Source organism: Geomonas propionica, assembly GCF_016458235.1.
Classification (GTDB): domain Bacteria; phylum Desulfobacterota; class Desulfuromonadia; order Geobacterales; family Geobacteraceae; genus Geomonas; species Geomonas propionica.
The window spans coordinates 199293-223059 of sequence record NZ_JAEMHK010000005.1 but is presented as its reverse complement, the minus strand read 5'-3'; the positions used below and the strand labels follow the sequence as shown (position 1 = coordinate 223059).

At 61.5% G+C, this 23767-nt stretch carries 23 protein-coding genes; 6 read left to right on the top strand and 17 right to left on the bottom strand.

Annotated features, from left to right (window positions below; translation table 11 throughout):
- Positions 1–42: 42 nt before the first annotated feature.
- A complete protein-coding gene (locus JFN90_RS08990; RefSeq protein WP_199394776.1) occupies positions 43–444 on the top strand; it encodes a bacteriohemerythrin in 402 nt (133 codons plus the stop codon).
- A 214-nt stretch (positions 445–658) separates the two neighbouring features.
- On the opposite strand, the gene JFN90_RS08985 is transcribed toward JFN90_RS08990, so the two are convergent.
- Complete coding sequence (locus tag JFN90_RS08985; RefSeq protein WP_199394775.1) at positions 659–1528, bottom strand: hypothetical protein; 870 nt, start codon at positions 1526–1528, stop codon at positions 659–661.
- 599 nt (positions 1529–2127) lie between these two features.
- A complete protein-coding gene (locus tag JFN90_RS08980) occupies positions 2128–2484 on the bottom strand; it encodes a response regulator (protein WP_199394774.1) in 357 nt (118 codons plus the stop codon).
- 474 nt (positions 2485–2958) lie between these two features.
- On the opposite strand from JFN90_RS08980, the gene JFN90_RS08975 reads away from it, so the two are divergent.
- Together JFN90_RS08975 and JFN90_RS08970 are read left to right on the top strand one after the other, a co-directional pair.
- Complete coding sequence (locus tag JFN90_RS08975; protein WP_199394773.1) at positions 2959–3468, top strand: DoxX family protein; 510 nt, start codon at positions 2959–2961, stop codon at positions 3466–3468.
- A gap of 29 nt (positions 3469–3497) precedes the next feature.
- Positions 3498–3677 carry a putative signal transducing protein gene (locus tag JFN90_RS08970; RefSeq protein ID WP_199394772.1) on the top strand — a complete coding sequence of 60 codons (180 nt, stop codon included), beginning with the start codon at positions 3498–3500 and terminating at the stop codon, positions 3675–3677.
- Positions 3678–3697: 20 nt separating this feature from the next.
- Here the strand turns inward: JFN90_RS08970 and JFN90_RS08965 are convergent, their stop codons facing one another.
- Complete coding sequence (locus tag JFN90_RS08965; protein ID WP_236018919.1) at positions 3698–4255, bottom strand: pyridoxamine 5'-phosphate oxidase family protein; 558 nt, start codon at positions 4253–4255, stop codon at positions 3698–3700.
- Between the two features lie 138 nt (positions 4256–4393).
- Here JFN90_RS08965 and JFN90_RS08960 point away from each other — a divergent pair, with 138 nt between their 5' ends.
- Positions 4394–5431 (top strand): rhomboid family protein, encoded by a 1038-nt coding sequence (locus JFN90_RS08960; RefSeq protein ID WP_236018918.1) that lies wholly within the window; start codon positions 4394–4396, stop codon positions 5429–5431.
- Positions 5432–5454: 23 nt separating this feature from the next.
- Here the strand turns inward: JFN90_RS08960 and JFN90_RS08955 are convergent, their stop codons facing one another.
- Positions 5455–5892 (bottom strand): PaaI family thioesterase, encoded by a 438-nt coding sequence (locus tag JFN90_RS08955; protein ID WP_199394771.1) that lies wholly within the window; start codon positions 5890–5892, stop codon positions 5455–5457.
- A 229-nt stretch (positions 5893–6121) separates the two neighbouring features.
- Between JFN90_RS08955 and JFN90_RS08950 the strand changes: the two genes are divergently transcribed.
- Entirely contained in the window at positions 6122–7741 is a 1620-nt protein-coding gene (locus tag JFN90_RS08950; RefSeq protein ID WP_199394770.1) for a methyl-accepting chemotaxis protein, read from the top strand.
- A 52-nt stretch (positions 7742–7793) separates the two neighbouring features.
- Here the strand turns inward: JFN90_RS08950 and JFN90_RS08945 are convergent, their stop codons facing one another.
- The 7 genes from JFN90_RS08945 to JFN90_RS08915 form a co-directional block, all read right to left on the bottom strand.
- Positions 7794–8189: a response regulator gene (locus JFN90_RS08945; RefSeq protein ID WP_199394769.1), complete on the bottom strand. Its 396-nt coding sequence runs from the start codon at positions 8187–8189 to the stop codon at positions 7794–7796.
- Between the two features lie 271 nt (positions 8190–8460).
- The gene (locus JFN90_RS08940) at positions 8461–9900 is read right to left on the bottom strand and encodes a dihydrolipoamide acetyltransferase family protein (RefSeq protein WP_199394768.1); all 1440 of its coding nucleotides are present in this window, start codon (positions 9898–9900) and stop codon (positions 8461–8463) included.
- A gap of 9 nt (positions 9901–9909) precedes the next feature.
- The gene (locus JFN90_RS08935; protein ID WP_199394767.1) at positions 9910–10896 is read right to left on the bottom strand and encodes an alpha-ketoacid dehydrogenase subunit beta; all 987 of its coding nucleotides are present in this window, start codon (positions 10894–10896) and stop codon (positions 9910–9912) included.
- Complete coding sequence (gene pdhA, locus JFN90_RS08930) at positions 10889–11866, bottom strand: pyruvate dehydrogenase (acetyl-transferring) E1 component subunit alpha (RefSeq protein WP_199394766.1); 978 nt, start codon at positions 11864–11866, stop codon at positions 10889–10891. Before pdhA ends, JFN90_RS08935 begins: the two co-directional genes overlap by 8 nt.
- The gene (locus JFN90_RS08925; protein WP_199394765.1) at positions 11859–13796 is read right to left on the bottom strand and encodes an aconitate hydratase; all 1938 of its coding nucleotides are present in this window, start codon (positions 13794–13796) and stop codon (positions 11859–11861) included. The genes pdhA and JFN90_RS08925 overlap by 8 nt, the downstream gene beginning before the upstream one ends.
- Before the next feature lie 66 nt (positions 13797–13862).
- The gene (locus JFN90_RS08920; protein ID WP_199394764.1) at positions 13863–14216 is read right to left on the bottom strand and encodes a DUF488 domain-containing protein; all 354 of its coding nucleotides are present in this window, start codon (positions 14214–14216) and stop codon (positions 13863–13865) included.
- Positions 14217–14220: 4 nt separating this feature from the next.
- Entirely contained in the window at positions 14221–15078 is an 858-nt protein-coding gene (locus tag JFN90_RS08915) for a DUF302 domain-containing protein (RefSeq protein ID WP_199394763.1), read from the bottom strand.
- Positions 15079–15347: 269 nt separating this feature from the next.
- Between JFN90_RS08915 and JFN90_RS08910 the strand changes: the two genes are divergently transcribed.
- The gene (locus JFN90_RS08910) at positions 15348–16103 is read left to right on the top strand and encodes an SDR family oxidoreductase (RefSeq protein ID WP_199394762.1); all 756 of its coding nucleotides are present in this window, start codon (positions 15348–15350) and stop codon (positions 16101–16103) included.
- A gap of 96 nt (positions 16104–16199) precedes the next feature.
- On the opposite strand, the gene JFN90_RS08905 is transcribed toward JFN90_RS08910, so the two are convergent.
- From JFN90_RS08905 to fdnG, 6 genes are all read right to left on the bottom strand, one after another.
- Positions 16200–16646, bottom strand: coding sequence for a bacteriohemerythrin (locus tag JFN90_RS08905; RefSeq protein ID WP_199394761.1), 447 nt, complete (start codon positions 16644–16646; stop codon positions 16200–16202).
- A 175-nt stretch (positions 16647–16821) separates the two neighbouring features.
- Positions 16822–16995, bottom strand: coding sequence for a twin-arginine translocase TatA/TatE family subunit (locus JFN90_RS08900; RefSeq protein WP_015837255.1), 174 nt, complete (start codon positions 16993–16995; stop codon positions 16822–16824).
- A 73-nt stretch (positions 16996–17068) separates the two neighbouring features.
- Positions 17069–18469, bottom strand: a complete 1401-nt coding sequence (fdhD, locus tag JFN90_RS08895; RefSeq protein WP_199394760.1) for a formate dehydrogenase accessory sulfurtransferase FdhD — start codon at positions 18467–18469, stop codon at positions 17069–17071.
- Between the two features lie 148 nt (positions 18470–18617).
- Entirely contained in the window at positions 18618–19820 is a 1203-nt protein-coding gene (gene nrfD / locus JFN90_RS08890) for an NrfD/PsrC family molybdoenzyme membrane anchor subunit (protein WP_199394759.1), read from the bottom strand.
- Positions 19821–20660 (bottom strand): 4Fe-4S dicluster domain-containing protein, encoded by an 840-nt coding sequence (locus JFN90_RS08885; RefSeq protein WP_199394758.1) that lies wholly within the window; start codon positions 20658–20660, stop codon positions 19821–19823. It abuts the gene before it with no gap.
- On the bottom strand, positions 20657–23686 hold the full coding sequence (gene fdnG / locus JFN90_RS08880; protein ID WP_199394757.1) for a formate dehydrogenase-N subunit alpha: 3030 nt from the start codon (positions 23684–23686) through the stop codon (positions 20657–20659). The genes JFN90_RS08885 and fdnG overlap by 4 nt, the downstream gene beginning before the upstream one ends.
- Positions 23687–23767 lie beyond the last annotated feature (81 nt).

Below are 23767 nucleotides of genomic sequence, written 5' to 3'. Positions count from 1 at the left end.
GCCCGACATTACTACAGCACCCAAACCAAAAAGGAGCGAGACATGAACATCGAGTGGACCACTGACCTCGCCATCGGCGTGAACGAGATCGACGAGCAGCACAAAGAGATTTTCAGGAGGTTCGACCGCCTGTTGACGGCCTGCAACGAGGGGAAAGGCAACGAGGAAGTTCTGAAGCTGTTGCTCTTTCTTGAGGACTACGTCAAGGAACACTTCGCCGCGGAAGAGCAACTGCAAAAAGGGAGCAACTATCCCGACTACCCGGCACATAAGGCGCAGCACGTCGCTTTCATGGCCGACGTGCACAAGCTGACCAGCTCCTTCCGCGAGGAGGGGGCGACGCTCCCCCTGGTGATCCAGACCAACCGAACTCTCGCCGACTGGCTCATCCGGCACATCAAGAAGGTTGACACCGCTTTCGCCCGTTATCTGCGCGAGCAGTAAAGTGCGGTAGCGCAGCGTTTCCCCAAGCGAGCAATGGAGCAGCGAAGGAACTGTTCCGCCGCCCCCAACCCAAATAGAAAGGTCCCCCTCGTGCGTCGAGGGGGACCTTTTTTCGTAGGTCCGCAAACATGCTTTTATGCCCCTGACGCCCACATCCCCTCTACCTCCGGGAGAGGGTCAGGGTGAGGGGATCCGGGAAGAGGAAACCGGAAAATCAGGAAGGTTTCTTCGCGTCGCCCGCGCCCTCGGACTTGCGGGCGCCATCCTTGCTGTTCCGGAAGGATTTGCGGTGTCGGGAGCGGCTGCGGGGACGATCGCCTGCCGCAGGCTTGGCCTGCTGCTGAACGGCGCCCTTCTCCTTTTCCTTTTGCGGCTGGTTCTTCTGCGGCTGCTCTTTTTGCTGCTGCTCGGGGCGGTTAGGGGACTTGAGCCGGGCGATCAGGTCGCGCGCCCAGTCGGTGTCGCCCTCGCAGCATTCCTGCGCCACGTACTGCAGGTCCTCGGGGGTAGTCTTGGTCGACTTGATCTTGAAGAGCCGCTCGATCAACTCGCGGGACCAGTAGTACTCCCGGATGTATTTCTTGCCGTCGATCTCGTCGTAACTGTAATCGGTGCAAGGAACCACGCTCTTCAGCCACTGCGGAGTGACCTTGAGCCTGGCCGCGGCTGCCTCTTTTTCGTGGTGGTCGTGGTCCTGTTGCTTGCGCACGATGTTGCTGCTGCTCCCCTTTTCCTCGCTCACCGGCGCCGCCTGTGCCTGTTGTGCCAGGTTCTCAAGGAAACGGGTCAGATCCTCCAGTGCCGGAACGCTGAGGCGCGAGACGGGGGCATCGGAACGGTAAATCACGCCGGGACGATCGACGCGAAAATCGACAGTCGGTTCGCTCTCCCCCTCCTGGACCCCGACGCTCACTTCCAGATCGAAGGCGCCGCTGGCCAGTTGCTCGGCAAGATCGCCCTCCACGGCGTCGAGGATCATCGCGGTCAGGCATTCCTTGAGGGCGCCCTCCTCCACCCGGAAATAGGCGTGGCCATGGAGGCTGTCAAGCTGGTCGGTGATTTTCTGCAGATGTTGTGAGGTCATGTTGAAATACCATCCTACCATTCATTGTATTTCTGGTGGCCAGACGCAGGGGCTGCGGCCGCCGCTTGGAAAAACATTACCCTAGCACAAGCAGGGGCAAATCGCATACATCAATTTCGATTGACGCAGACGCGAAGGCCACTGTCGATCCGGTCGCAGCGGAAAACCGAAATGCGGTAATGCCATCCAAATAAAAAATGGGAGCCAAGACGGCTCCCATCGACACAACAGCATAATCAAATACATGGACTGCCTGCATGGCCTCGACGGCCACAACTTCTACAACTCCTGGATCTCCATCAAATAAAGCAACAAAGGTAATAGTTAAAAGAACATTGCATTCACCACATCACATCAACGCATTACATTTCATGACATAACAAGCATTGAAACGGATACAGAGCATTGCACCACAAGACACATCAAAAACATCACAAAACTGACAAAACATCATCGACATCAGCAACAAAATCAACATTCCAAAACATCAGCAACAAAATCAACATTCCAAAACATCAGCAACAAAATCAACATTCCAAAACATCAGCAGCATCAAAAACACAACAGAACATCAGCAGCATCGAAATTAAAGTCGCCGTTCAGGCAGCCAATGCCTGGTACAGCTGTGCGGGAAGAAACGGTTTCCGCAAAAAGGTGCTTCCTTCACTGTGCAGTTCCCGGGGAGGAGTCTCGAACTTGGAGTACCCCCCGCTGCAGAAGACGATCCGCGTGCTGCCGCCCATGTCGCGGATCTCGCGCGCAGCCTCCACACCGGTCATCAGCGGCATGTCGATGTCCATGATGGTAACGTCAGGGCGATGCTCGCGGTATTTTTCCACCGCCTCGATACCGTTGGCGGCCTCCGCCACGATAACATGCCCTTCCCTTTCCACCATGAAGCGCAGCATCTGCCTGATATCTTCTACGTCGTCAACTATCAGGACCCTTCTCTTCATTTCACACCTCAAAGCATTCAATAAAGCACCGACCGCTTCCAACGTACAGTTGCCTCTTATCTGCCGAAAACGTGCCCAAATTGTGCAAAATTCGCACATGTAAGAAGACGACCGGGTTTATTAGAATGGTCGCCGCAGTGCTTCCTGCCAACCGTAAGAAATTCTTGCCCATTTCCGGCCGACCTCTGTTGGAAATTAATACGTCCTTTTTGCGGTGCAACGGCGCCCGGCCGTCACCAGGCGGTAGCATGGGCCAAAGGTTTGGTCTTTACGCCGGATCTGGCTGCACCATGCGCGAAATGACGTAACCATGGGGGAGCGAAATGCCCCAGTGGCGGCATAGGTGCGATGACTCTTGCTTTTGGAAAGGATATGATTAGAATTTGCTAAGCCAAATCCGGAAGGGGAACAAGCTGGCTGAAGGGAGCTGAATCAAGAGTGTCGAATCCAAACACGACCAAAGGAGGATGGACAATGGAAAGGTTGCTGCTGACCAACGACAGTTGGACGGGAACGGTACTGAGAGTAGGACTGGGCCTCGTGATGTTTCTACATGGTGCCCAAAATCTGCTAGGATGGTTCTGGGGGCTGGGCTTTGAGCACGCAATGGCTGTGCTGACCACACAGCTTGGATTGCCGAAGATAATCGGCGTCCTGTTCATCATGACCCAGTTCTTCGGAGGTATGGCACTGATGCTGGGAGCCTACGTAAGGATAGCAGCCGTCGCCATAATCGTGATGATGCTGGCATCGCTTGGGGTGCTTAACTACGACAACGGATTTCTGACCACCTGGAGCGGCAAACAGCTCTCCCCGGGCGTGGAGTTTCCGCTGCTCGCCATCACGGTGGCGGTAAGTCTCGTGATCTGGGGCGCAGGCCGCTGGTCCCTCGATCGTGCACTGGAAAGCCCGCGCAGCAGGATAAACCGCGAGCGAGCGGCAAGAGAGGCGGAGCTGACCGTCCAGCCTCCCTCGCACCTCTGAAGCGCACCAGCGAACAAGGAGGATGAACCATGGTGAAGTTCTATGATGCCAAGAATGAAGCAGAACTGGCCCGCGTTGAGGCGGTGCTGAAACAAGGCGGTATCGAGTATTTCGTGACGGGCAAAGCCCAGGAAGATGTAACAGGTGAAATTGAGGTAGCGGAGGAAGACCTGCCCAGGGCGGAAGAACTGCTCCTCAAGACGCAGTAACGCTGTCAGCGGCCCGCACCCTAGCCGAGCGGGCGATCCGAATGAGCATCGGCAGTAAAAGCCATCACGCCTTCTACCCTGATCTCGAGCCTCCACTGCACCTGCGGCAATCCGGCAGGCTCGAGTTCAGGGGCATATCCGTTCAAGACCGCAGTATCGGTCGCCTTCTCCACCTTCCCCACGAACTGGTACCCGTTTCCCGCATCGTCGGCAACCACCACCGAAACGTGGGGGTTACCCTGCAGGTTTTTCATCGTGGTGGGGCAGAACCAGGACTCGAACACCAGACGATTCGGCTGGAACAGGGCAATGCCACGGCCCGCGGCGAGATGCGGATGACCGCCGGTATCGCAGGTCGCGACGAAGGCATGACCCACCTGCTCGGCCAGTTCCCTTATCTTGTCACTGATCATGTTGACGTACCTCCTCTTGCCGATGCGGATCAACCGGCGGTGCCAGCGCATCCTGATCGGCCACCTGCGTGAAGGATGCCGGTTCCTGCAACCGGGAGCGTTGCAAGTTCCAGCTGCAAGCAGTGGCGGGACCGCCGTTTTGATCAGCCTGACCCTGGATCGCATCCTCGTTTCTCCTTGGAATCAATCTTTCCGCCCCCCTTGATTTAACCGTCCGTCAGCACTAGGTTCTTTTAGCACTGCGATAAAAATAGTCAAGGAAGGCGGAGCCGCGGTTGGAGCGGCCGCCTGCAGGTACAAACGATGGAGCGACAAGAAGGCAAAACCTGCGGCGGCGCTTCCCATTTGTTGGTGACGACGCCGGAAGGATCTGACATACTGCCCGGCATGACCGAGGACCAGGATCATAGCGTAGCACCGCAGGACGATTGGCGAATCGTCCCGGTCTGGCGGGTGGAGGAACGCGGGCGAAAACTGTCCCTGCGCCAGGCCCGCCTGTGGGCGCTGGTGCTGGAATCACGCTTCATCGAGTGCCGGCTCGAGCCGGGACCGCGGGGGTGGCAGGTGTGGGTCGCCCCGGAGAACTACGACGCCGCCTGCCGCGAGTTGAACCTCTATGTGGATGAGAACCGCAACTGGCCGCCGTTTTTGCCACCGGTGCACCCCATGAAGGAGAACACCCTCCCTACCCTCTCCATCCTGATCCTGCTGGCCACCTTCCACAACCTCACCAACCTGGACCTGAAGATCCTGGGACACTATCCGGTTGACTGGCTCGACATCGGCAACGCCCACGCCGGCCTGATCCTCAAGGGTGAGTGGTGGCGCCTGGTGACAGCCCTCACGCTGCACGCGGACGCGCTGCACCTGGTGAGCAACCTGGCCATCGGCGGGGTCTTCATCGTCTACCTCTGCCGGGACCTGGGCTCGGGGTTCGCCTGGACCCTGCTCCTCGCCTCAGGCATCTGCGGTAACCTGGCTAACGCCTACGTCCAGCTCCCGAGCCATACCTCGGTAGGGGCTTCCACTGCGGTGTTCGGCGCGGTCGGCATCCTGGGCGCCCTCACCATGATGCGCTACCGGCACCACCTGCGCAGGCGCTGGCCACTCCCCATCGCCGCGGCGCTGTCGCTACTGGTGCTTTTGGGCACGGAAGGGGAAAGGACCGATCTCGGTGCGCACCTGTTCGGGTTCATGTTCGGCTGTCTGTTCGGGTTTGTAGCGGAACTGCTGGTGAGTTACTTGGGTAGGCCGGGGCGTCTGGCCAACGCCCTGCTCGCGCTGGCCAGCGCTTCGGTGGTGCTTTACGCTTGGTGGCTGGCCATCGGCCAGTCCGGCTAACGATGAATCGTGGATGCTTCTAGCTAAGCTTGCTCTGGTGAGACAAAGGGAAGCGGCTTTCCCGTTCGATATGCCAGTGCCTGACATACTGCTATGAGTATACCGTTCTGGTCGTGGACCTTTATGTCGTAGCTTGCCGTTTTCCTGGTGCTGTTGACTTCTCTGGCTTCAGCCCTTAGCCTCGCTCCCAATTCCGGGCTTGCCACGAAGTTCACCGAGACGTTGAGGGCTACCGTGACACAGCCGACGGTCTGGCACACGGTTTCGAAGGCCTCGTCGACGAGCGAAAAGATCGCGCCGCCGTGGGCCCGTCCGAACATATTGTTCATCACCCCCGCGTCGTAAGACATCTCCACGGCGGAAAATCCCTCCTCGAGCTGCACCAGCTCCATCTTCAAGGTCTGAGCGAAGGGCTCCAGTTCAACCTGCCGAAAAATAGCCTGTTTCAATTTTTCGTCCATGAAATAGCGACTCCTTTACGGTCATATCTGGCACTACCTGTTGGCGCAACCTAGCACAGGGGGAGTCGGCTGCAAAGACAAATGACGCCGGTTCCGGTTACAGGTTTATCGTCAGAAGGGTCGTCCTGCCTGCCCGTAGCCGGGCCGTCTTGACAGGTCGACATCCCACCCTATACTATGAATTTGTTTTAATTTTTCCACCAGATTGGCAGCTCAAGGGAGGCGGGGGATGGGCACTAACTTGGACCTCAGGGCAAAACTTATTGTCGGCTTTGGCATCAGCGCCGCGGTATCGGTGATCCTGTCCATCACCGCATTGTATGGCAACCGTGCCGCTTCCAGCGGCGCCCGCAGCCAAGCCGAGCGGCAGTTGGCACAGATGCGATCCATAGCGGAGATTGGTGCCGCAAACGCAGGCGCCGGTCAGCGCCTGGCCGAGGCGCTGACGACTGGAGGCATGTCGGACGCACGGTCCGAATTGAGCGCGGCGGCCGCCACCGAGAAGGGAATTTCCGACCAAGTCGCCAAACTGAAAGCGGCGCCATCCACCGACAAGGACAAAGCCCTATTTCAAACCCTCTCCACGAAGGTCGCCGCGGCCCAAGCGGCGCGCAGCAGGGCACTGCAGCTGATCAACCTCGGGGACAAGGGGCTGGCGCTCCAGGCGCTGCGGGACCTTAAGACAAGACGCGGGGAGATCCAGGGAACGCTGGCTCAACTTGCCGGTGCCATCGCTGACCAGGGGGCGGCGCAGGTGCAGGCTCCGGGAAGCGTGCGTGGCGTCAGGCTAGCCATCCTCGCCCTGCTGCTCGCAGCCATCGGCAGCTCTATTTGGGGGGCGATGTGGTTGGACAGGTGCATTGCAGCGCCGCTGCGCATCGCCGTGGCCACCGCGGGACGCATCGCGCAACGGGACCTGACAGCCAAGATCGAGGGTGACGAGTCGGCCGAAACCGGCCGTCTCATGGTTGCCATCGGCAACATGCTGCAGCATCTACGGGAAGTGGTGACGCGCACCGGAGACATCTCCAGCGGCATTGCGGCGTCGTCGAGCTTACTGCAGCGCAGTTCCGAGCAAATGGCCAACGGCGCGGAGCAGGTCGCCTGCCAGGCCCAGACCGTTGCCACCGCAAGCGAGCAGATGTCCGCCACCTCCAACGAGATCGCGCTCAACTGCCATGAGGCGGCCAGAAACTCAAAACAGGCCAGTAGCGCTGCCGAAACCGGGGCACAGGTGGTGGCTCAAACAGTCGAGGTGATGAACCGGATTGCGGACCGTGTCAACGCGACCTCCCGAACCGTGGAAAGCCTCGGGGAGCGCTCGGACCAGATCGGCGCCATCGTGGGCACCATCGAGGACATCGCCGACCAGACCAACCTGCTTGCGCTCAACGCCGCCATCGAAGCGGCGCGGGCCGGGGAACAAGGGCGCGGTTTCGCGGTCGTTGCCGACGAGGTGCGCGCCCTGGCGGAACGCACCACCAAGGCGACGCGAGAGATCGGCGAGATGATCAAGGCGATTCAGGGAGAAACCAAGGGAGCGGTGCTGGCGATGGAGGAAGGTGTGCGCGAGGTGCAGCATGGAACTGAGGAAGCCGCCAAGTCCGGCGCCGCGCTGCAGGAGATCCTGGACCAGATCAACGCGGTAAGCATGCAGGTAAACCAGATCGCCACCGCGGCGGAGGAGCAGACGGCCACCATCAGCGAGATAACCGGCAACATCTCCAGGATATCTGAGGTGGTGCAGGTAACCGTACAGGGATCACAGGATTCGTCGCTCGCGGCTGCGGAGCTGGCGAACCTGTCGGACGACCTGGGCACACTGGTGGCCCAGTTCAAGGTAGCCTAGAAATGGTGGGGCTGCAGCCGGCCGGTCTGAGGCTGCAGCGCCCCGTGAAGGTCTAGCGTTTCATTAGTCCGAGTTTGGACAGCACGTTGAAAAGCCCCTCTTTGGAGACCGGCTTCACCAGGTAGGCCGCCGATTGCGCGTTGCAGAAGGACTCCATGGCGTCGTTGGAGGAGTTCAGCGCGGTCAGCATGACGATGTTCACCCGCTTGGCCGGTTTCTGCTCCTTCTCGATATGCCTGATCGCCTTGGCCGCGTCGTGGCCGCTCATCCCGGGCATCATGATGTCCATGATCACCAGGTCGAACGGATCGTCGCCCGCCAGGGCGGTGTTGTATTTCTCCAGTGCCTCCATGCCGCTGCTGGCCTGGTGACAATCGGCCGTCGCGCTGAGCAAGGTGGCGACAAAGTCACGGCAAAAAGCCTCGTCATCTACTATCAAGCACTTCATAGCCTTCCCCCAGTTTAGGTGTGCGTTGGTGCCGACAGGCGCTCCTTTCAGAGTTTGTGCCCGGCAGCACTTTTTCCTATCGGCTCATGGGAACCATTCTTTAGCAGGATAATGAGAAAAAAAGGGAGAGCCCCCGGCCAGTGGAGGTGCAGGCGCGGGCTGTGGGCGGGAACAGAGACGAGACCAAGAGCAGCAGGAAGGGGAAGTGAACGACAGTGATGCGGGTGACGGGAAAGAACGAGGGGCAGGCCGAAGGCCCGCCCCTTTTCGGTTACATGAGGAGGCGCACCGGATTTTCCAGCACGTCCCGCAATTCGACCAGGAACTGTGCGGCATAGGCGCCATCAACCACGCGGTGGTCTGCGGAGAGGGTGACCTTCATTACCCTGGCGTTCCCCAGTACACCTGCGCGCAGCACGGGAACATCCACCACCGCCCCGACAGCGAGCACCCCCGCCTGGGACGGCGGGATGACGGCACTGAAGCTGCTGACCTGGAACATGCCCAGGTTGGAGACGGAGAAGGTGCCGCCGGTCATCTCCTTCTCGGTCAGGGCGCCGGACCTGGCCCGCTGCACCAGCCGGTCCGCCTCCTGGGCGATCGCGGGCAGGGAAAGGTCCTGGCAGCCATGGATCACCGGCATGAGCACCCCCTCGGGCACCCCCACCGCCACGCTTACGTTCACCTCACCGTGAAACTGCAGCCCCTCCTGCGCGAAGCTCGCGTTCAGTTGGGGAAACTTGGTCAAGGCGAGGGTAACCGCCTTGACGATGAGGTCGTTGACCGTGATCCGCATCCCTCCCTGTTTCAACTGGCGCCGAACCGACTCCGCCTCGTCCATGGCGATGTCCATGGTTACCGTGAAATGAGGGATGTGTGCCCAGGAATCCGCGACAGTCTTGGCTACCGCCGCCCTGAGCCGGGACATCGCCTTTACCTCCTGCACCAGTCTCGGCCCCGGGGTCTTGCTTCTCTCAGGCGCAGCCTCGACCTGCGGCCGGGCAGCCTGGTCCTGCGGTTGACCCGGCTCGGGCTGGACTGGCTGGGGGGCTGGACGCGTCGTTGCGCCGGTTCCCGCAATGTGACGCCCCTCCCCCTCCAAGTCCTGGAGCAGGATACGCCCCTCCGGGCCGCTGCCGTGAACCTGCGCAAGCTCGATGCCTAACTCCCTGGCGCGGCGGCGCACCACCGGAGCGGCCCGTTCTCTCCCCGGGGGTGCCGTTTCCGGAGCAGGACCGCCCGGGGAGGGAGCCCTGGTCGGTATGTACTGCTTTGGAGCACCCGGGGATTCGGTCGCCGGCTGGGTCGTTTCCTCTCCCGGGACAGGCGGGGCAGCGGGAGCTTGGTGTTCCCCCTCCTGCTCGGCCAGGTCCTCGGCGCGGGCCGGCTGGGCGGTAGGCGCGGCGCCCCCCTGGTCAGCGGGAGCCGCGGCCTCCTTGGGCGCCTCGGTCTCCGGGGCGGCGCCCGGCTTTTCACCCGCCTTGCCGACCAGAGCGATCACCGTCCCCACCTGCACCATTTCGCCTGGCTGCACCTTGATCTCCAGCAAGACCCCCGGAGCGTAGGCTTCCAGTTCCATGTTCGCCTTGTCGGTCTCCACCTCGGCGATTACCTCTCCGCGGCGCACCTCGTCCCCTACCCGCTTCTTCCAACTGACCAGCCTTCCCTCGGTCATGGTATCGGAGAGTTTAGGCATGACGATTTCGTTCATGGCGGCTCCTCAGTACGGTTCGTTGAGCAGGTCGCGTACTCCCTGCACGATCCCATCGACCTGCGGGATGCAGAGCTTCTCGATCTTGCGTGAATAAGGCATCGGCACGTCGAGGCCGGAGACGCGGCGTACCGGCGCCAGCAGGGTGTCGAAGCACCCCTCGTAGATGCGGGAGGCGATATCACCGCCAAGCCCCGCGCTTTTCCAGCACTCTTCGATCACCATGGCCCGCCCGGTCTTTTTCACCGAGGCGAGCACCGTATCCATGTCCAGCGGCGCCAGTGTGCGCAGGTCGATCACCTCGCAGGAGACTCCCTCTTTTTCCAGTTGCTGCGCGGCTTGCAGCGCGAGGATCGCCATCCGGCCGTAGCCCACCAGGGTCACCTGGTCACCCTCCGTCATGACGGCGGCCTGGCCGAAGGGAACCAGGAACTCCGGGTCTTCCGGAACCTCCCCCTTGCTGTTATACAGGAGTTCGTGCTCCAGGAAGATAACCGGGTTATCGTCGCGGATCGAACTCTTCAGGAGCCCCTTGGCGTCGGCCGGCGTCGCCGGGTAAGCGACCAGCATGCCCGGGCAGTGCATAAAGTAGCTCTCCAGACTCTGCGAGTGCTGGGCGCCCAACTGGCTCCCTCCCCCTCCCGGCATGCGTATCACCATAGGGACCGTGGTCTGCCCGCCGAACATGTAGCGCACCTTGGCCATGTGGTTCACGATCTGGTCCATGGCGAGCAGGGCGAAGTTCACCGTCATCAGTTCAGCCACCGGGCGGACCCCTGCCATGGCCGCGCCGACGGCGACCCCGACGATGGTGTTTTCCGATATGGGGCAGTCCCGCACCCGCAGCTCCCCGAACTCCGACAGGAGCCCCCGGGTCACCTTGAAGGCCCCCTCGTACAGCGCCACGTCCTCGCCGTACGTGACGACCGTCTTGTCACGCCGCATCTCTTCCTTAAGCGCCTGGTTGATAGCGTCGCGGTAGGTCATCTCAGACATAAATATCCTCCCACACCTCGGCGTCCTCGGGCCAAGGCGACTCCTCGGCGAAGCGAACGCTCTCCTCCACCCGGGCCAGGCAGCGTTTGGTGATCTCGTCGAGCCGCTCCTGGGTGGCGATCCCCTCTTCCAGGAGCCGGCGCGAGAGGTTGATAATCGGGTCGCGGCTTTTCCAGACGTCGGTCTCGGATGAACTGCGGTACTTGGCGGGGTCCGACATGGAATGCCCGCGGAAGCGGTAGGTGACCGCCTCGATGAAGTACGGGCGCTGGCGTTCCCTGACCCACTCGGCGGCCCGCTTGGTGGCCTGGTACATGGCGATAACGTCCATGCCGTCCACCTTTTCGCTGGGGATGTCGTAGCCGCAGGTGCGCCGGTGCAGCGCGGCCTGGGCGGAGGCCCGGTGCACCTCGGTGCCGATACCGTAGAAGTTATTCTCGCAGATAAACAGGACCGGGAGGTCCCAAAGGCGGGCCCAGTTCAGCGACTCGTGGAAGGTGCCCTGGTTCATGGAGCCGTCGCCGAAGAAACAGGCGGTGACCCGGTCCTCCTCGAGCAACTGCCCCCCCCAGGCGAGCCCGACCGCGATGGGGAACTGGCCGCCGACGATGGCGTATCCCCCCATGAAGTTGAGCTGCGGCGCGAAGAGGTGCATGGAGCCCCCCTTCCCTTTGCAGAGACCGGTCGCCTTGCCGAACAACTCCGCCATCACCTTCTTGGGATCCGCGCCGCGCACGATGGCTTGGGCATGGTCGCGGTAGGCGGAGAGGATGTAGTCCTTTTGCTGCAGCCCCGCCGTGCAGCCGACGGCAACCGCCTCCTGCCCCGAATACAGGTGCAGGAAGCCGGTGATGTGCCCCTTGGAGTACTGCTCGGCGCAGCTCTCCTCGAATTCACGGCAAAGCACCATCTGCTCGTAAAAGCCGATCAGTTCCTCCTCGGAGAGCAGCTCCCTCAGGGTGTCAGCCATGGTTCTCCTCCTTTACCAAATTGAGCAGCCCCCCCGCCACCAGTTCGCGACGCTCGCGCTCCGAGGCGTGCAACAGGGTCACAATTTCGGCGCCGCCGACCTGAATGGGGATCTCGGTGGCACCGCTCCCGGTCAACTCCCGCAGGCGCGGGATGGTGATACGGTCCCCCTGCTTGATCCGGTCGTAATCGGAGGGGTCCTTGAAGACCAGGGGCACGATGCCGAAGTTGATCAGGTTGGAGCGATGGATCCTGGCAAAGCTCTTGGCGATCTTCACCCTGATGCCCAGGTAGCGCGGCGCCAGCGCGGCATGTTCGCGCGATGACCCCTGACCGTAGTTCTCTCCCCCCACCACGGCGCCGTCCCCCTTCTCGGCCGCCCGCGCCGCGAACTCCGGGTCCGCCTGCTCGAAGACGAACTTGCTGATGGCCGGTATGTTGCTGCGAAACGGGAGCACCTTGTTCCCCGCAGGCATGATGGTGTCGGTGGAGATGTTGTCCCCCACCTTGATGATCACCTCCACGTCAAGCTGGTCCGGCAGAGCCGGGAACTCCGGGAACGGGACGATGTTGGGGCCGGTGACGATCTCGACCGCGCTGCCGTCTTCGGTCGGGTACTGGATGCCGGAGTCGTCCACCAGGTAGCGGTCCGGGTTCTTCACGTCGGGCCAGGGGAGCAGTTCCGAGAGCTTGCGCGGGTCGGTGACCACGCCGTAGACACCCGCCGCGGCGGCGGTTTCCGGTGAGCAAAGGTAGACCCGGTCCTCCTTGGTGCCGCTGCGTCCCGGGAAGTTGCGCGGGAAGGTCCTGAGCGACACTTGGTTGGTGCCGGGCGCCTGCCCCATGCCGATGCAACCGAGGCAACCGGGCTGGTGCACCTGGCCGCCGGCCAAGAGCAGCATCATGTAGCCGCCCTCGGCCACCACGTTCTCCAGCACCTGGCGGCTGCCGGGGTTGATGTGGAAGGAGAGACCGGGGGCGATGCGCCGCCCCTCGAGGATCTTGCAGGCGGTCATCAGGTCACGGAAGGAGGAGTTGACCGAACTGCCGACGATGACCTGGTCCACCTTGAGCCCCTCGATCTCGGCGACCGGAACCACGTTGTCCGGCGACGACGGGCAGGCGATCAACGGCACCACCTGGGACAGGTCGATCTCGTCGTATTCGTCGTAAGCGGCGTCTGGGTCGGCGGAAAGTTCGCGCCAGATCTCGCCGCGCCCCTGCGCCTCCAAAAAGGCGCGCGCGTTGTCGTCGCTTGGGAATACCGTGGTGGTCGCGCCCAGTTCCGCCCCCATGTTGCCGATGGTGGCGCGGTCGGTGGCCGAGAGGGTGGCGACGCCGGGGCCGTAGTATTCCATGATCTTTCCTACCCCGCCCTTCACGCTGTGGCGCCTGAGCAGCTCCAGGATCACGTCCTTCCCGGACACCCAGGGCTGCAACTGCCCGGTCAGTTTGATCCCGAATATCTTCGGGCAGGTGAGGTGGAAGGGGTGACCCGCCATGGCAAGCGCCACGTCGAGCCCGCCCGCCCCTATGGCGAGCTGCCCCAGTCCGGCGGCGGTGGGGGTGTGCGAGTCGGCCCCCAGAAGCGTGGTGCCCGGGACACCGAAGCGCTCCAGGTGCACCTGGTGCGACACACCGTTACCCGGCTTGGAGAGATAAACGCCGAACTTCTGAGCCGCGCTGGCGAGAAAGGCGTGATCGTCCGCGTTCTTGTTGTCGGTCTGCAATAGGTTGTGATCGACGTACTGCGCCGCCAACCCCACCTTGACCCGGGGCAGGCCGGTCGCCATGAACTCCAGCATGGCCATGGTGCCGGTCGCGTCCTGCAGGAGGGTCTGATCGATCCGGATCGCGATCTCCCGCCCCGGCACCAGCTCCCCTTCCACCAGGTGTTCCTTCAATATCTTTCTAGCGAGATTGTCTCCCATCTTAGCCTCCTAAACCGCGTACTTACCGCGGCCGGGAACTGGCTCCGTAGATGCCTGTCCCCCTGATCAGCCGATGCTGGAGTCGTCAATGAGTTCCTTCAGTACGACTGCGTTGTTGTGCTCCTCGTCCTTTGCCGCATAGAGCAGCGTGACGGTGTTTCGGGCGCAGAGCCCGGTCAACTCCTTAAGCAGTTCCCCCTGCCCCGCCAGTTCCTGGCGGTAGCGCGTCCGAAACTCCTGCCACTTCTCGGGATCGTGCCCGAACCAGCGGCGCAGCTCATCCGAGGGTGCCAGCTCCTTCTCCCAACGGTCGAGACGCGCGTTTTCCTTGGATATCCCGCGGGGCCAGAGCCGGTCCACCAGCACGCGCACCCCGTCCTGCACCGCCGGTTCGTCGTATATCCTCTTTAGCCGGATCATGGCTTCAACCCGCGACGGGGTGCAGCCCCGCCATGACCCGCTGCAGACTCTGCTTCACCGTGACCGAGAGCTCGTTCAACTGGCTGTTCCCCACCAGGGCAAGCCCCGCCACCGGGTCCATCACCATCACCACGGTGCGGGACTCGCTGACCGAATAGACGGCCACGTTGCAGGGGAGCAGCGTGCCGATGTTGATCTCGGCACCGAAGGCCTGGAAAGCCAAGCCCGGGTTGCAGGCCCCCAGGATATGGTAGTTGCGGAAATCCTTGTCGAGCTTCTCCTTAAATTTATGCTTCACATCGATCTCGAACAGCACACCGAACCCTTCCCGCTGCAACTCCTGGTGCACCCTCGGTAGCGCATCGGCAAAGGGGAGCGCCATGGTGATGCCGAAGGCGTATGAGGTCGCCAGCGGTTTTGCCTCTTGCGCTTCCATTGCTTCCGCTTTTTCTTTCAAGCTCATCACCTCTCTTTGGATCTGTTCCGGCAGGTCGCTTCTGATCATGCGCTCAGCCTGGTCGTCCTTAGGCGCCCACTCCACCTCGATGGTCAGCACCTGCGGTGCCACTGGGCTTTGCACCGATGACGGCACCACGCGGTTCACCACCCGACCCGTGAAGAGCGGGTGTTCCAGGAGAAAGTAGCGCACCTCACCGTGGGGCTTGTCGAGAACCACCTTTTCCTTGATCAGGAGCCCTTCGCCCCTGATTTCACGCAGCAGACCGTTGCCGTAATGCTGCAGGGTGCGCGACTGGTTCACCCCAGGCAGGTAGGAATGTGGCTGTTCCATTTTTTCAATAAGAAGCTTCCACACGGTATCAAGCGCAGCATGTACTTCGCAGCTATGAGAGATCTTGCGCATGGCGTGCACCTCCCGCTCGCTCTGCCCCGCAGGGCTCATTAGATATTGTATTCTCCAAGTGAAACAACTGGAATACTTTACCCGATTGTCGAGGTGCAGCAATGGCTTTTCCAAGCTTTTTCATGGGAATTACTTCGGCGATGTGCCGGATCACAACGAGGGGGGCCGCAAGCAAACGATGCGGGTGAGGCAAGCTACGCCTTGTGTTGGGCGACGATCTAAATTAATATAGCGCCCGCAACAGCGCGACTGCGCCCAGGAGGAAGAAAATGGAGAAGTGTGCCCTCATTACAGGAGCATCGTCGGGATTTGGCGCCGCCTGCGCCCGGGCGCTGGCAGAGCTTGGCTGGAAACTGGTGCTGACGGCGCGCCGCACAGAGAAACTGGAGGCGCTCAAGCAGGAACTGGCCGGCAAAACCAAGGTGCATACCTTGACCCTGGACGTGCGCGACGGTGACGCGGTGGCCGCCGCTTGCTCCGCGCTGCCCCCCGAGTTCGCCGAGGTGGATCTGCTGGTCAACAACGCCGGGCTAGCCCTGGGGCTTGAGCCCGCGCACCAGGCGTCGCTTGAGGACTGGGAAACCATGGTGGACACCAACGTGAAAGGGGTGATGTATTGCACCCGCGCGATCCTGCCGGGCATGGTGGCCAGAAACCGCGGCCACGTCGTCAACATCGGGTCGGTCGCGGGGAGCTGGCCCTACCCCGGCGGCAACGTCTACGGCGCCACCAAGGCCTTCGTGCAGCAGTTTTCCAGGAACCTGCGCGCCGACCTCCTGGGGACCGCGGTCCGAGTCACCAACATCGAGCCGGGCATGGCGGAAACAGAATTTTCCAAGGTCCGCTTCAAAGGGGAAGACGAAAAGGCGCAGCGAGTCTACACCGGGACCGAACCGCTGCGTCCGGAGGACATCGCCGACATCGTGGTCTGGGTGGCATCGGTGCCGGCACGGGTCAACATCAACAGCGTCGAGGTGATGTCGGTGCACCAGGCCTGGGGACCTTTGGCGGTGCACCGCTCGTAAACCTCTCCTTCCCAATTGACGCAAAAGGGGAGCCCGGATCGGTCCGGGCTCCCCTTTATTTGTCATTGCACAGCTCTTTGCGTGGCAGAAAAGCAGCTACGGCTCGCCGTTTTCGTCCCCATTCCCGCCGCTGCCGATTTGGCCGGTATCTTTCAGGAACTCGATAAATTCCTTGTCCAACTTGTTGAAGTGCGAGCGAAGCCACTCGCACATGGCAGAGATGACAGCCACGATCATCAGGGTGTTGTCCCCCTGCTCGGCGTGCAGCGATTCGAGGCGCAGCACCTCCCGGAAAAAGATTTCATGCTGGATCTTGTGAGAATGGTAGCCGGGATAGCCGGCTTCGAGCATCAGCTTCTCCTCGTCCCGGAAGTGCCACCTGACGTATTTCTTCAGAAACCACATCAACCTGCCGATCTCTTCAGCGCCCTTCCTGCTCTTCGCCCCCTTGAGCAGATCGTCAACACGCCGCAGCAGTTCCTTGTGCTGCTTGTCTATCGCTGCGCTACCCGTCGCCATGTCATCATGCCACTGCGTCAACATTTTCCTCTCCTTGTCACGACACGGCAGCTCTCAGCACCACCGAACCCGCAGAACCGGTTTCTTATCCGGTTGTCAATTAGATCGGCAGACGGGCCCTCCTCCTTGAGAACTTTCGTTAAAAAAAAAGGCCCCGGATCGCCCAGGGCCTTGAAAGTATTGATGCGACCAGCTAAAGCTAGGCCTTTTTCTCCTCGTTCAGCTGGACCACGTCCTCGCCGGTGGAGGCCTTCTTGAAGTTCTTGATGCTGCTCCCGAGAGCCTGGCCGAGCTGGGGGAGCTTGGCAGGACCAACGACTACGAGGGCAATTACGAGCACGATGATCATTTCCGGCATACCGAATCCAAACATTTACCTTCTCCTTTGAACTCCCGCGCCGGGGAGCTGTTGCGTTGACGCCTCTTGGTTCAGGCAGCCCCCTGGGCTAGGCCTGCGCTTTGTGTGCTTGCTCGGCGGCCGCGAGGCTCTCGATGACCGCCCTCACCTTGTCGCCGTTTCTCAACTCGTAATATTCTTGCGGGGTGTTGATGTTGCTGAAGGAATCGAACTCCGGATCGAATCCGGCCACCTCGCCGGCAGAAATCTCGTTCACCTTCAACTGCGGCAGGATGGAGACGATGCGCCGCTTTCCCTGGGTGAGGCACTCTTCCATCGCGGGGAGCGCGCTCTTGTTGTACAGCGCGTGCAGCGGCTCGTAACCATGCTCGCTCTTCGGGAGCACCAGGTCGCAGTCACCGCGGCGCCCGGCGATATACCTGATAAGCGACGGATCGAGGTGCGGCATGTCGCAGGCGACGGTGAAGACGCTAGGGGTGTTCGCCTGGGCCAGTCCAGCGTGGATGCCGGCGAGCGCTCCCATGCCGGGGTAGAGGTCGGCGACCTTGCGGCAGGGGAGAAACTGGTACTGTTCCGGGGTGTTGGTCACCAGGATCACCTCACGGAAGATCTCGGCAAGCTCGCGGTAGATGCTCTCGATGAAGCGCCCCCCCTTGTGCGGCAGAAGGGCCTTGTTGCTCCCCATGCGGCTGGAAGCGCCCCCGGCGAGGATCACGCCGGTAACGCCGGCGATCTTCGCGGAGCCGGACATGCTGATCGCTTCGGGATGGGTGTAGACCTTGAAGCTGTCGGCGCGCACATAGCCCACCAGGGTGATGCCGGCCTCCTCGGCCATCTTCACCGCCATGTCGGTGGGCGAGGTGCGCGAGGCGATCAGGTCGATCCCCAGAAGCGAGGCCTTGGCGACCAGTTCGGTCGAGACGCGGCCGGAGGTGACCAATATGGTTCCAGCCAGCGAGATTCCCTTCAGAAGGGCCTCGCCGGCGATTCTGTCAATGGTATTGTGGCGGCCGATGTCCTCGGCATGCAGGAGCAGCGTATCGCTCCCCACGCCCGCGGAGTGCATCCCGCCGTGGTTCTGATACCCTTCGCACTTTTGAGCCAGTTGGTTCATCAGGGCGAAGATCGTTTCGGGTGCGTGCACCCGTGACGGGCCTGACTTCTGGACCGGCTTGGGCATGTTGAAGCTGATCCCGGTGCCGCAACCGGAGGTGAGCACCGGCTTCAGGCGCTCGGGGAGTTCGCCGCGGATGGTGACGCTGGCGGCGCCGAAGTCCTGGCAGATGGCCAACGCCAGGAAGTCTTCGACCTGGGAGACGAAGCCCTGCAGGCGCAGGAAGCCGGCGACCAGGAAGCGCAGATCGTGGGGTGAAGCAATCAGGGTCGCCATCTCGCGCCCGTTCACCACCAGCTGCAGGGGGTACTCGTTGACCACCCCGCCTTCCACCTGCTCCATGACGCCCTTCTTGAAACTGTAAATGGTTGCCACCTGCGGACTCCTTGAATCTAGATCTGAGCTTGTGTCGTCCCCGTCCCTGCCCCTCCCCCGCCTTAAGCGGGAGAGGGGACTATGGGAGGGTTTCATCGTACTTCTAAGCTGTTACTTGGTAAGATTCAAACTGTTGCTGCAACTTTCACTAAGCCTTGGCGGCACCGTGTGCGTGGCCTTTCTCGGTCTTGCGGAAGTGGTCCGGGATCGAGTAGTCGACGGTCTCCGGGTGGTGCTCGAAAATCGGGAAGTACTTGGCGATCAGCACGAAGAACAGAATGTGCGCCGCGATGATGCCGATGGTTACCACGGACTCGATGAAGGACGGGTAGTAGAAGGTTCCCGGAGCCTCCATGCCGAACATTGAGACGTTGAAGCGGTTCAGGATGACGCCTGCGATCACGAGCCAGGCGGCGGTGGCGCGCAGACGGTTGTTCTCACGCACGTTGCCGTTCATGAGCATGACCAGCGGCAGCAGGACCCCGCAGACGACCTCTACGGCGAAGAGCACCAAAAGGCCGGGACGGTTGAAGAGCGGCCCCTGGGTGAGTGCCACCAGGGAGAACACCTTCACGGTCAGGTACACGGTGATGACCCAGGGAAGGATCTTGGCAAGGGTCTCGAGCAGTTCGCTCTCGTCCGGCTGCCCCATGTACTTGTGGCTCATGGTGGCCTCCACGATGATGATGGAGATACCGGCGCACATGGCGGAGAGCCAGAAGAGCAGCGGCAGCAGCGGGTTGTACCAGAGGCTGTGCAGCTTGTCGACCGCGATCAGGAAGAAGGTGCCCAGCGACGACTGGTGCAGCGTCGAGATGGAAGCCGCAGCAACGACCAGTGGCATCTCGATAGTGCGCAGCAGGCGCAGCGGTACGTGGTAGCCGAACTTCTCGCACACCGGCGACAGGAACTCGAGGAAGAGCACGGTGGTGTAGGCGGCGATGCACATGGAAACCTCGAACATCGGGGAGTGCGGGTTCCAGTACACCATGGTGTGCCAGCAGCGCTGCGGCTGGCCCAGGTCGAGCAAGAGGCCTACGCAGACCAGGGAGTAACCGAGGAAGCCGGTCACGATGGCCGGACGCACCAGCGGCTCGAGCTTCTTGATGTGGAAGCAGTGCACGATGGCCCCGAGGGTGAAGGCGCCAGCCGCCAGAGGAACAGCGGTGACGACGTCGAAGGAGATCCAGAGACCCCACGGGAAGGTGTCGTTCAGGTTGGTGGTGACGCCCAGGCCGAAGACGAAGCGGGCCAGGGAGGCGAGCGCGCCCAAGGACACGAGGACGATCAGGAACTTAACGAAGCGGTGGTATCCCTTGATCTCGTTAACGATTATCTTTGCAGCGGTCATCTAGCTCTCCTCCTTCGGCGTAGCGCCGGATTTTCTCTGCTCCTCTTCCTTGGCGATCCTCTCCTTCCTATGGTTGAACCAGGAAAGCAGCGACAGCGAGCTGCCGACGGTCAAGAAGATGCCCGGGACCAGGCGCAGCGCCTGCCAGGTGTAGGACGGGAGCGGACGCTTGGTGACCGGCTTGAAGCCCAGTTCGTCGAAGGGAAGCGCGGTCAGGTAGATGACCGAGGTGCCGCCCGCCTCTTCCGCGCCGTAGAGCTTCTTCAGGTACTTCTCGGGACGCGCCGCGATCCTCTTGTTGGCTTCCTTGATCATCTCGTCGCGGTTGCCGTAGGTGATGGCGGAAACGCAGGTGGTGGCGCAGGCAGGCTTCTGCCCTTCCTTCACCCTGGAGTAGCAGCCAGTGCACTTTCTTACCAGCGGCAGCGCCTTGCTCCACTCGTACTTGGGCACCCCGAACGGGCAGGCGACCATGCAGAAGCGGCAGCCGATGCAGCGCTCCGCGTCATAGGTGACCGGGCCTTCCTTGGTCTTCTTGAAGGCGCCTACCGGGCAGACCGATGCGCAGGCCGGCTCGTTGCAGTGCATGCACATCTCTTTATAGAAGGCGAACTCGTTCTGCCCGTTCTTCTCGTAGTCCCGGAACTTGATACGGGTAAAGGTGTATTCCGACATGAGCGGCGGGTTCTGGTAGCCTTCGCCGGTGAAGAACTCGGTCTTCTCGGCGCCCAGCTGGTTCCACTGCTTACAGGCGACCTGGCAGCCACGGCAGCCGGTGCACTTGGTCATGTCGATCAAGAATGCTTTGCTTTTGTTGAAATCTTGGTTCTCGCTGCTCATGCGCGTTTACCCCCTTTCTCGATGTTGCAGAGGAATGCCTTGAATTCGGGGATGCTCGTGTTCGCGCAACCGACCGACGGCGTAAGTACGTTGCCGGAGTCGCCGGTAGCAAGACCTGCATAACCGAAGTGCCAGGGGAGACCCACCTGCTCTACCTCTTTCCCCTGCACGCTAAACGGCTTCAGCCTGGAAGTGACCAGGGCCTTCGCCTCGATGGAGCCGCGCTCGGTGGTCACCTTCACCATATCGCCGTTGCTGATCCCCTTGGCGCGAGCGAGCGTCTGGGAGATCTCGACGAACATGGTCGGGACCAGTTCAACCAACCAGGGGAGCGAACGGGTCATGGCGCCTGCCTGCCAGTGTTCGGTCATCCTGTAGGTGGTGCCGACGAACGGGTACTTCGCCGTGTCGCTCGACATGTTGGCCGGGATCTTGACGGCCGGGTTGGTCTGGGTCTTCGACATGAGGTTCTTGGCCGGGCTTTCCACCGGCTCGTAGTGCTCGGGGAACGGACCGTCCTTCATGTCCAGGGCGTAGAGACGACCGTGGCCTTCGGGCAGCATGATGAAGGGGTACTTCCCTTCCTTGGCGTCGTTCATCGGCGGCCAGGGACCGTCGGGCACGTCGCCCTTCCATTTCTTCTCAAGGGCGTCCCAGGTGATGACGGCGCGCTTGGGGTTGAACGGCATGCCGTCCGGGTTGACCGAACCGCGGTTGTAGATGATGCGGCGGTTTACCGGCCAAGCCCAGGACCACTTCGGGTACAGGCCCAGGCCGGTCGGGTCGGCCAGATCGCGACGCGCCATCTGGTTCCCTTCCTTGGTGTAGGAGCCGCAGTAGATCCAGCAGCCGGAAACGGTGGAGCCGTCGTCCTGGAGGTACTTGAACATCGGGACCTGGTCGCCGGCCTTGAACTCCAGGGTCTTGTCCTTGTCGACGATGGTCATGTCCTTGGTGAAGTAGCCGTTGATCTCCTTGGCCACCATGTGCACTTCCGGCTCCTCGCCCTGGCCGTAGTTCCAGGAGAGCTTGGTGATCGGCTCGGGGAAGGTCCCGCCTTTCGCGTAGGCCTTCTTCACGCGGGTGGCGAACTGGTTGATGATCCAGAGGTCGCTCTTCGCATCACCGACCGGCTCGGCGGCCTTGTAGCGCCACTGGGCCCAGCGGCCGGAGTTTGAGATGGAACCTTCCTTCTCGACGGAGGAAGCTGCCGGCAGCATGAAGACCTCGGTCTTGATGTCTTTCGGGTTGACGCCGGGGCGCTTCCAGAAGATGGAGGTCTCGGTCTCCCAGAGGTCGACGGTGACGAGCCAATCGAGCTTGCCGAGCGCCTCGCGGGTCTTCAGCGAGTCCGGGCCGCCCACGGCCGGGTTCTGGCCCATGCAGATGAGGCCCTGCAGCTCGCCCTTGCCCATCTTCTCCATCAGCTTCATGAAGGAGTAGTTGCCACTTCTCTTGGGGAGGTAGTCGTAGCAGAAACCGTTTTCCTTGGTGGCGTTGTCGCCGTACCAGGCTTTCAGGAGGCTCACGGTGTACTTCGGGGTGTTGCCCCACCAGTTGGCGCTCTTCGGGTCCTTGGTCTTCGGGGTCCATTTCTCGAGGTAGGCCTTCAGGTCGACGTTGTCGAACTCCGGGGACTTCAGGTAGCCCGGCAGCAGGTGGAAGAGCAGACCGTAGTCGGAGGAACCCTGGACGTTGGACTCGCCGCGTAACGCGTTGACGCCGCCGCCGGCGATGCCGATGTTACCGAGCAGCATCTGCAGCATGGCGGTCGCGCGCACGTTCTGGGTGCCGTGGGTGGACTGGGTGATGCCCATCGCGTAGAGGATAGTACCCGCTTTGTCCGGACGGCCGGTGGAGCAGAAGGCCTTGGCAACGGCGATGTAATCTTCCTTCTTGGTGCCGGTGATGTTGCAGACCATGTCCACGGTGTAGCGGGAGTAGTGCTTCTTCAGGAGCTGGAACACGCAGCGCGGGTCCTTCAGACTGTGGTCGCGCTTGGGGTTGCCGGCGCCGTCGACCGCGTAGGCCCAGGCCTTCGGGTCGTAGGTCTTCTCCTGGTCGTCGAAGGAGCAGAAGATCCCCTCGTTGAAGTCGTACTTCTCGTTCACGATGAAAGCGGCGTTGGTGTACTCGCGCACGTATTCCTCATGAATCATGTTGTTCTGCAGCGCGTAGTTGATCATGCCGCCCAGGAAGGCGATGTCGGTGCCCGGACGGATCTGCGCGTAATGGTCGGCTTTGGAGCCGGTCCTGGTGAAACGGGGATCTACCGCGAGGAGCTTGCCGCCGTTGTCCATCGCCTGCTCAATCCATTTCATGGAAATCGGGTGATTCTCGGCCGGGTTGCAGCCGATGGCGAGGATCGCGTCAGCGTTCCTCAGGTCAATCCAGTGGTTGGTCATTGCCCCACGTCCAAACGAAGCCGCCAGACCGGCGACTGTAGCGGAGTGTCATATTCGGGCTTGGTGTTCGAGGTTAGCGACCCCCATGGAGCGGGCGAACTTGCTCCAGAGGTAGCACTCCTCGTTGTCCAGACCTGCGCCGCCCAGGAATGCCATACCCTCGGTGCGGTTAACCACGTACTCTTTGTTGTCCTTCTTGTTGATCTCTTTGGCCTTGAAGGACTTGTCGCGCGTATCTTTCATCTTCTGCGCGATGCGCTCCAGGGCCCAGTCCCACGACTTCTCTTCGAACTTGTCGCTGCCGGGGGCGCGGTACATCACCTTCTGCAGACGACGCTCGTTGTTGGCCACCTGGAACAGCGCGCTGCCTTTCGAGCAGAGAGCCCCCTGGTTGATCGGGTGCTGGGTGTCCCCCTCGATGTTGACGATCTTGCCGTTCTTGGTATGAACCACAAGGCCGCAGCCCACCGCGCAGAAAGGACAGATGGTGGTCGAGCTTTTCAGCCCTTTGGTGCGCATCTGCGAGCCGTCTGCTCCGCCCGCTTCCGCTTTTTTGCCGGAGAGGATCAGCGCTGCAGCAGCCGCCCCCCCCTGCAGAAACTCCCGTCGTGAAACAGCCATGTTGAATCTCTCCTTTTTCCATGATAAACGTCGTCGACGCTTAATAAGCACCGCGTATACGGCAATAGGCATGCCAGCCCG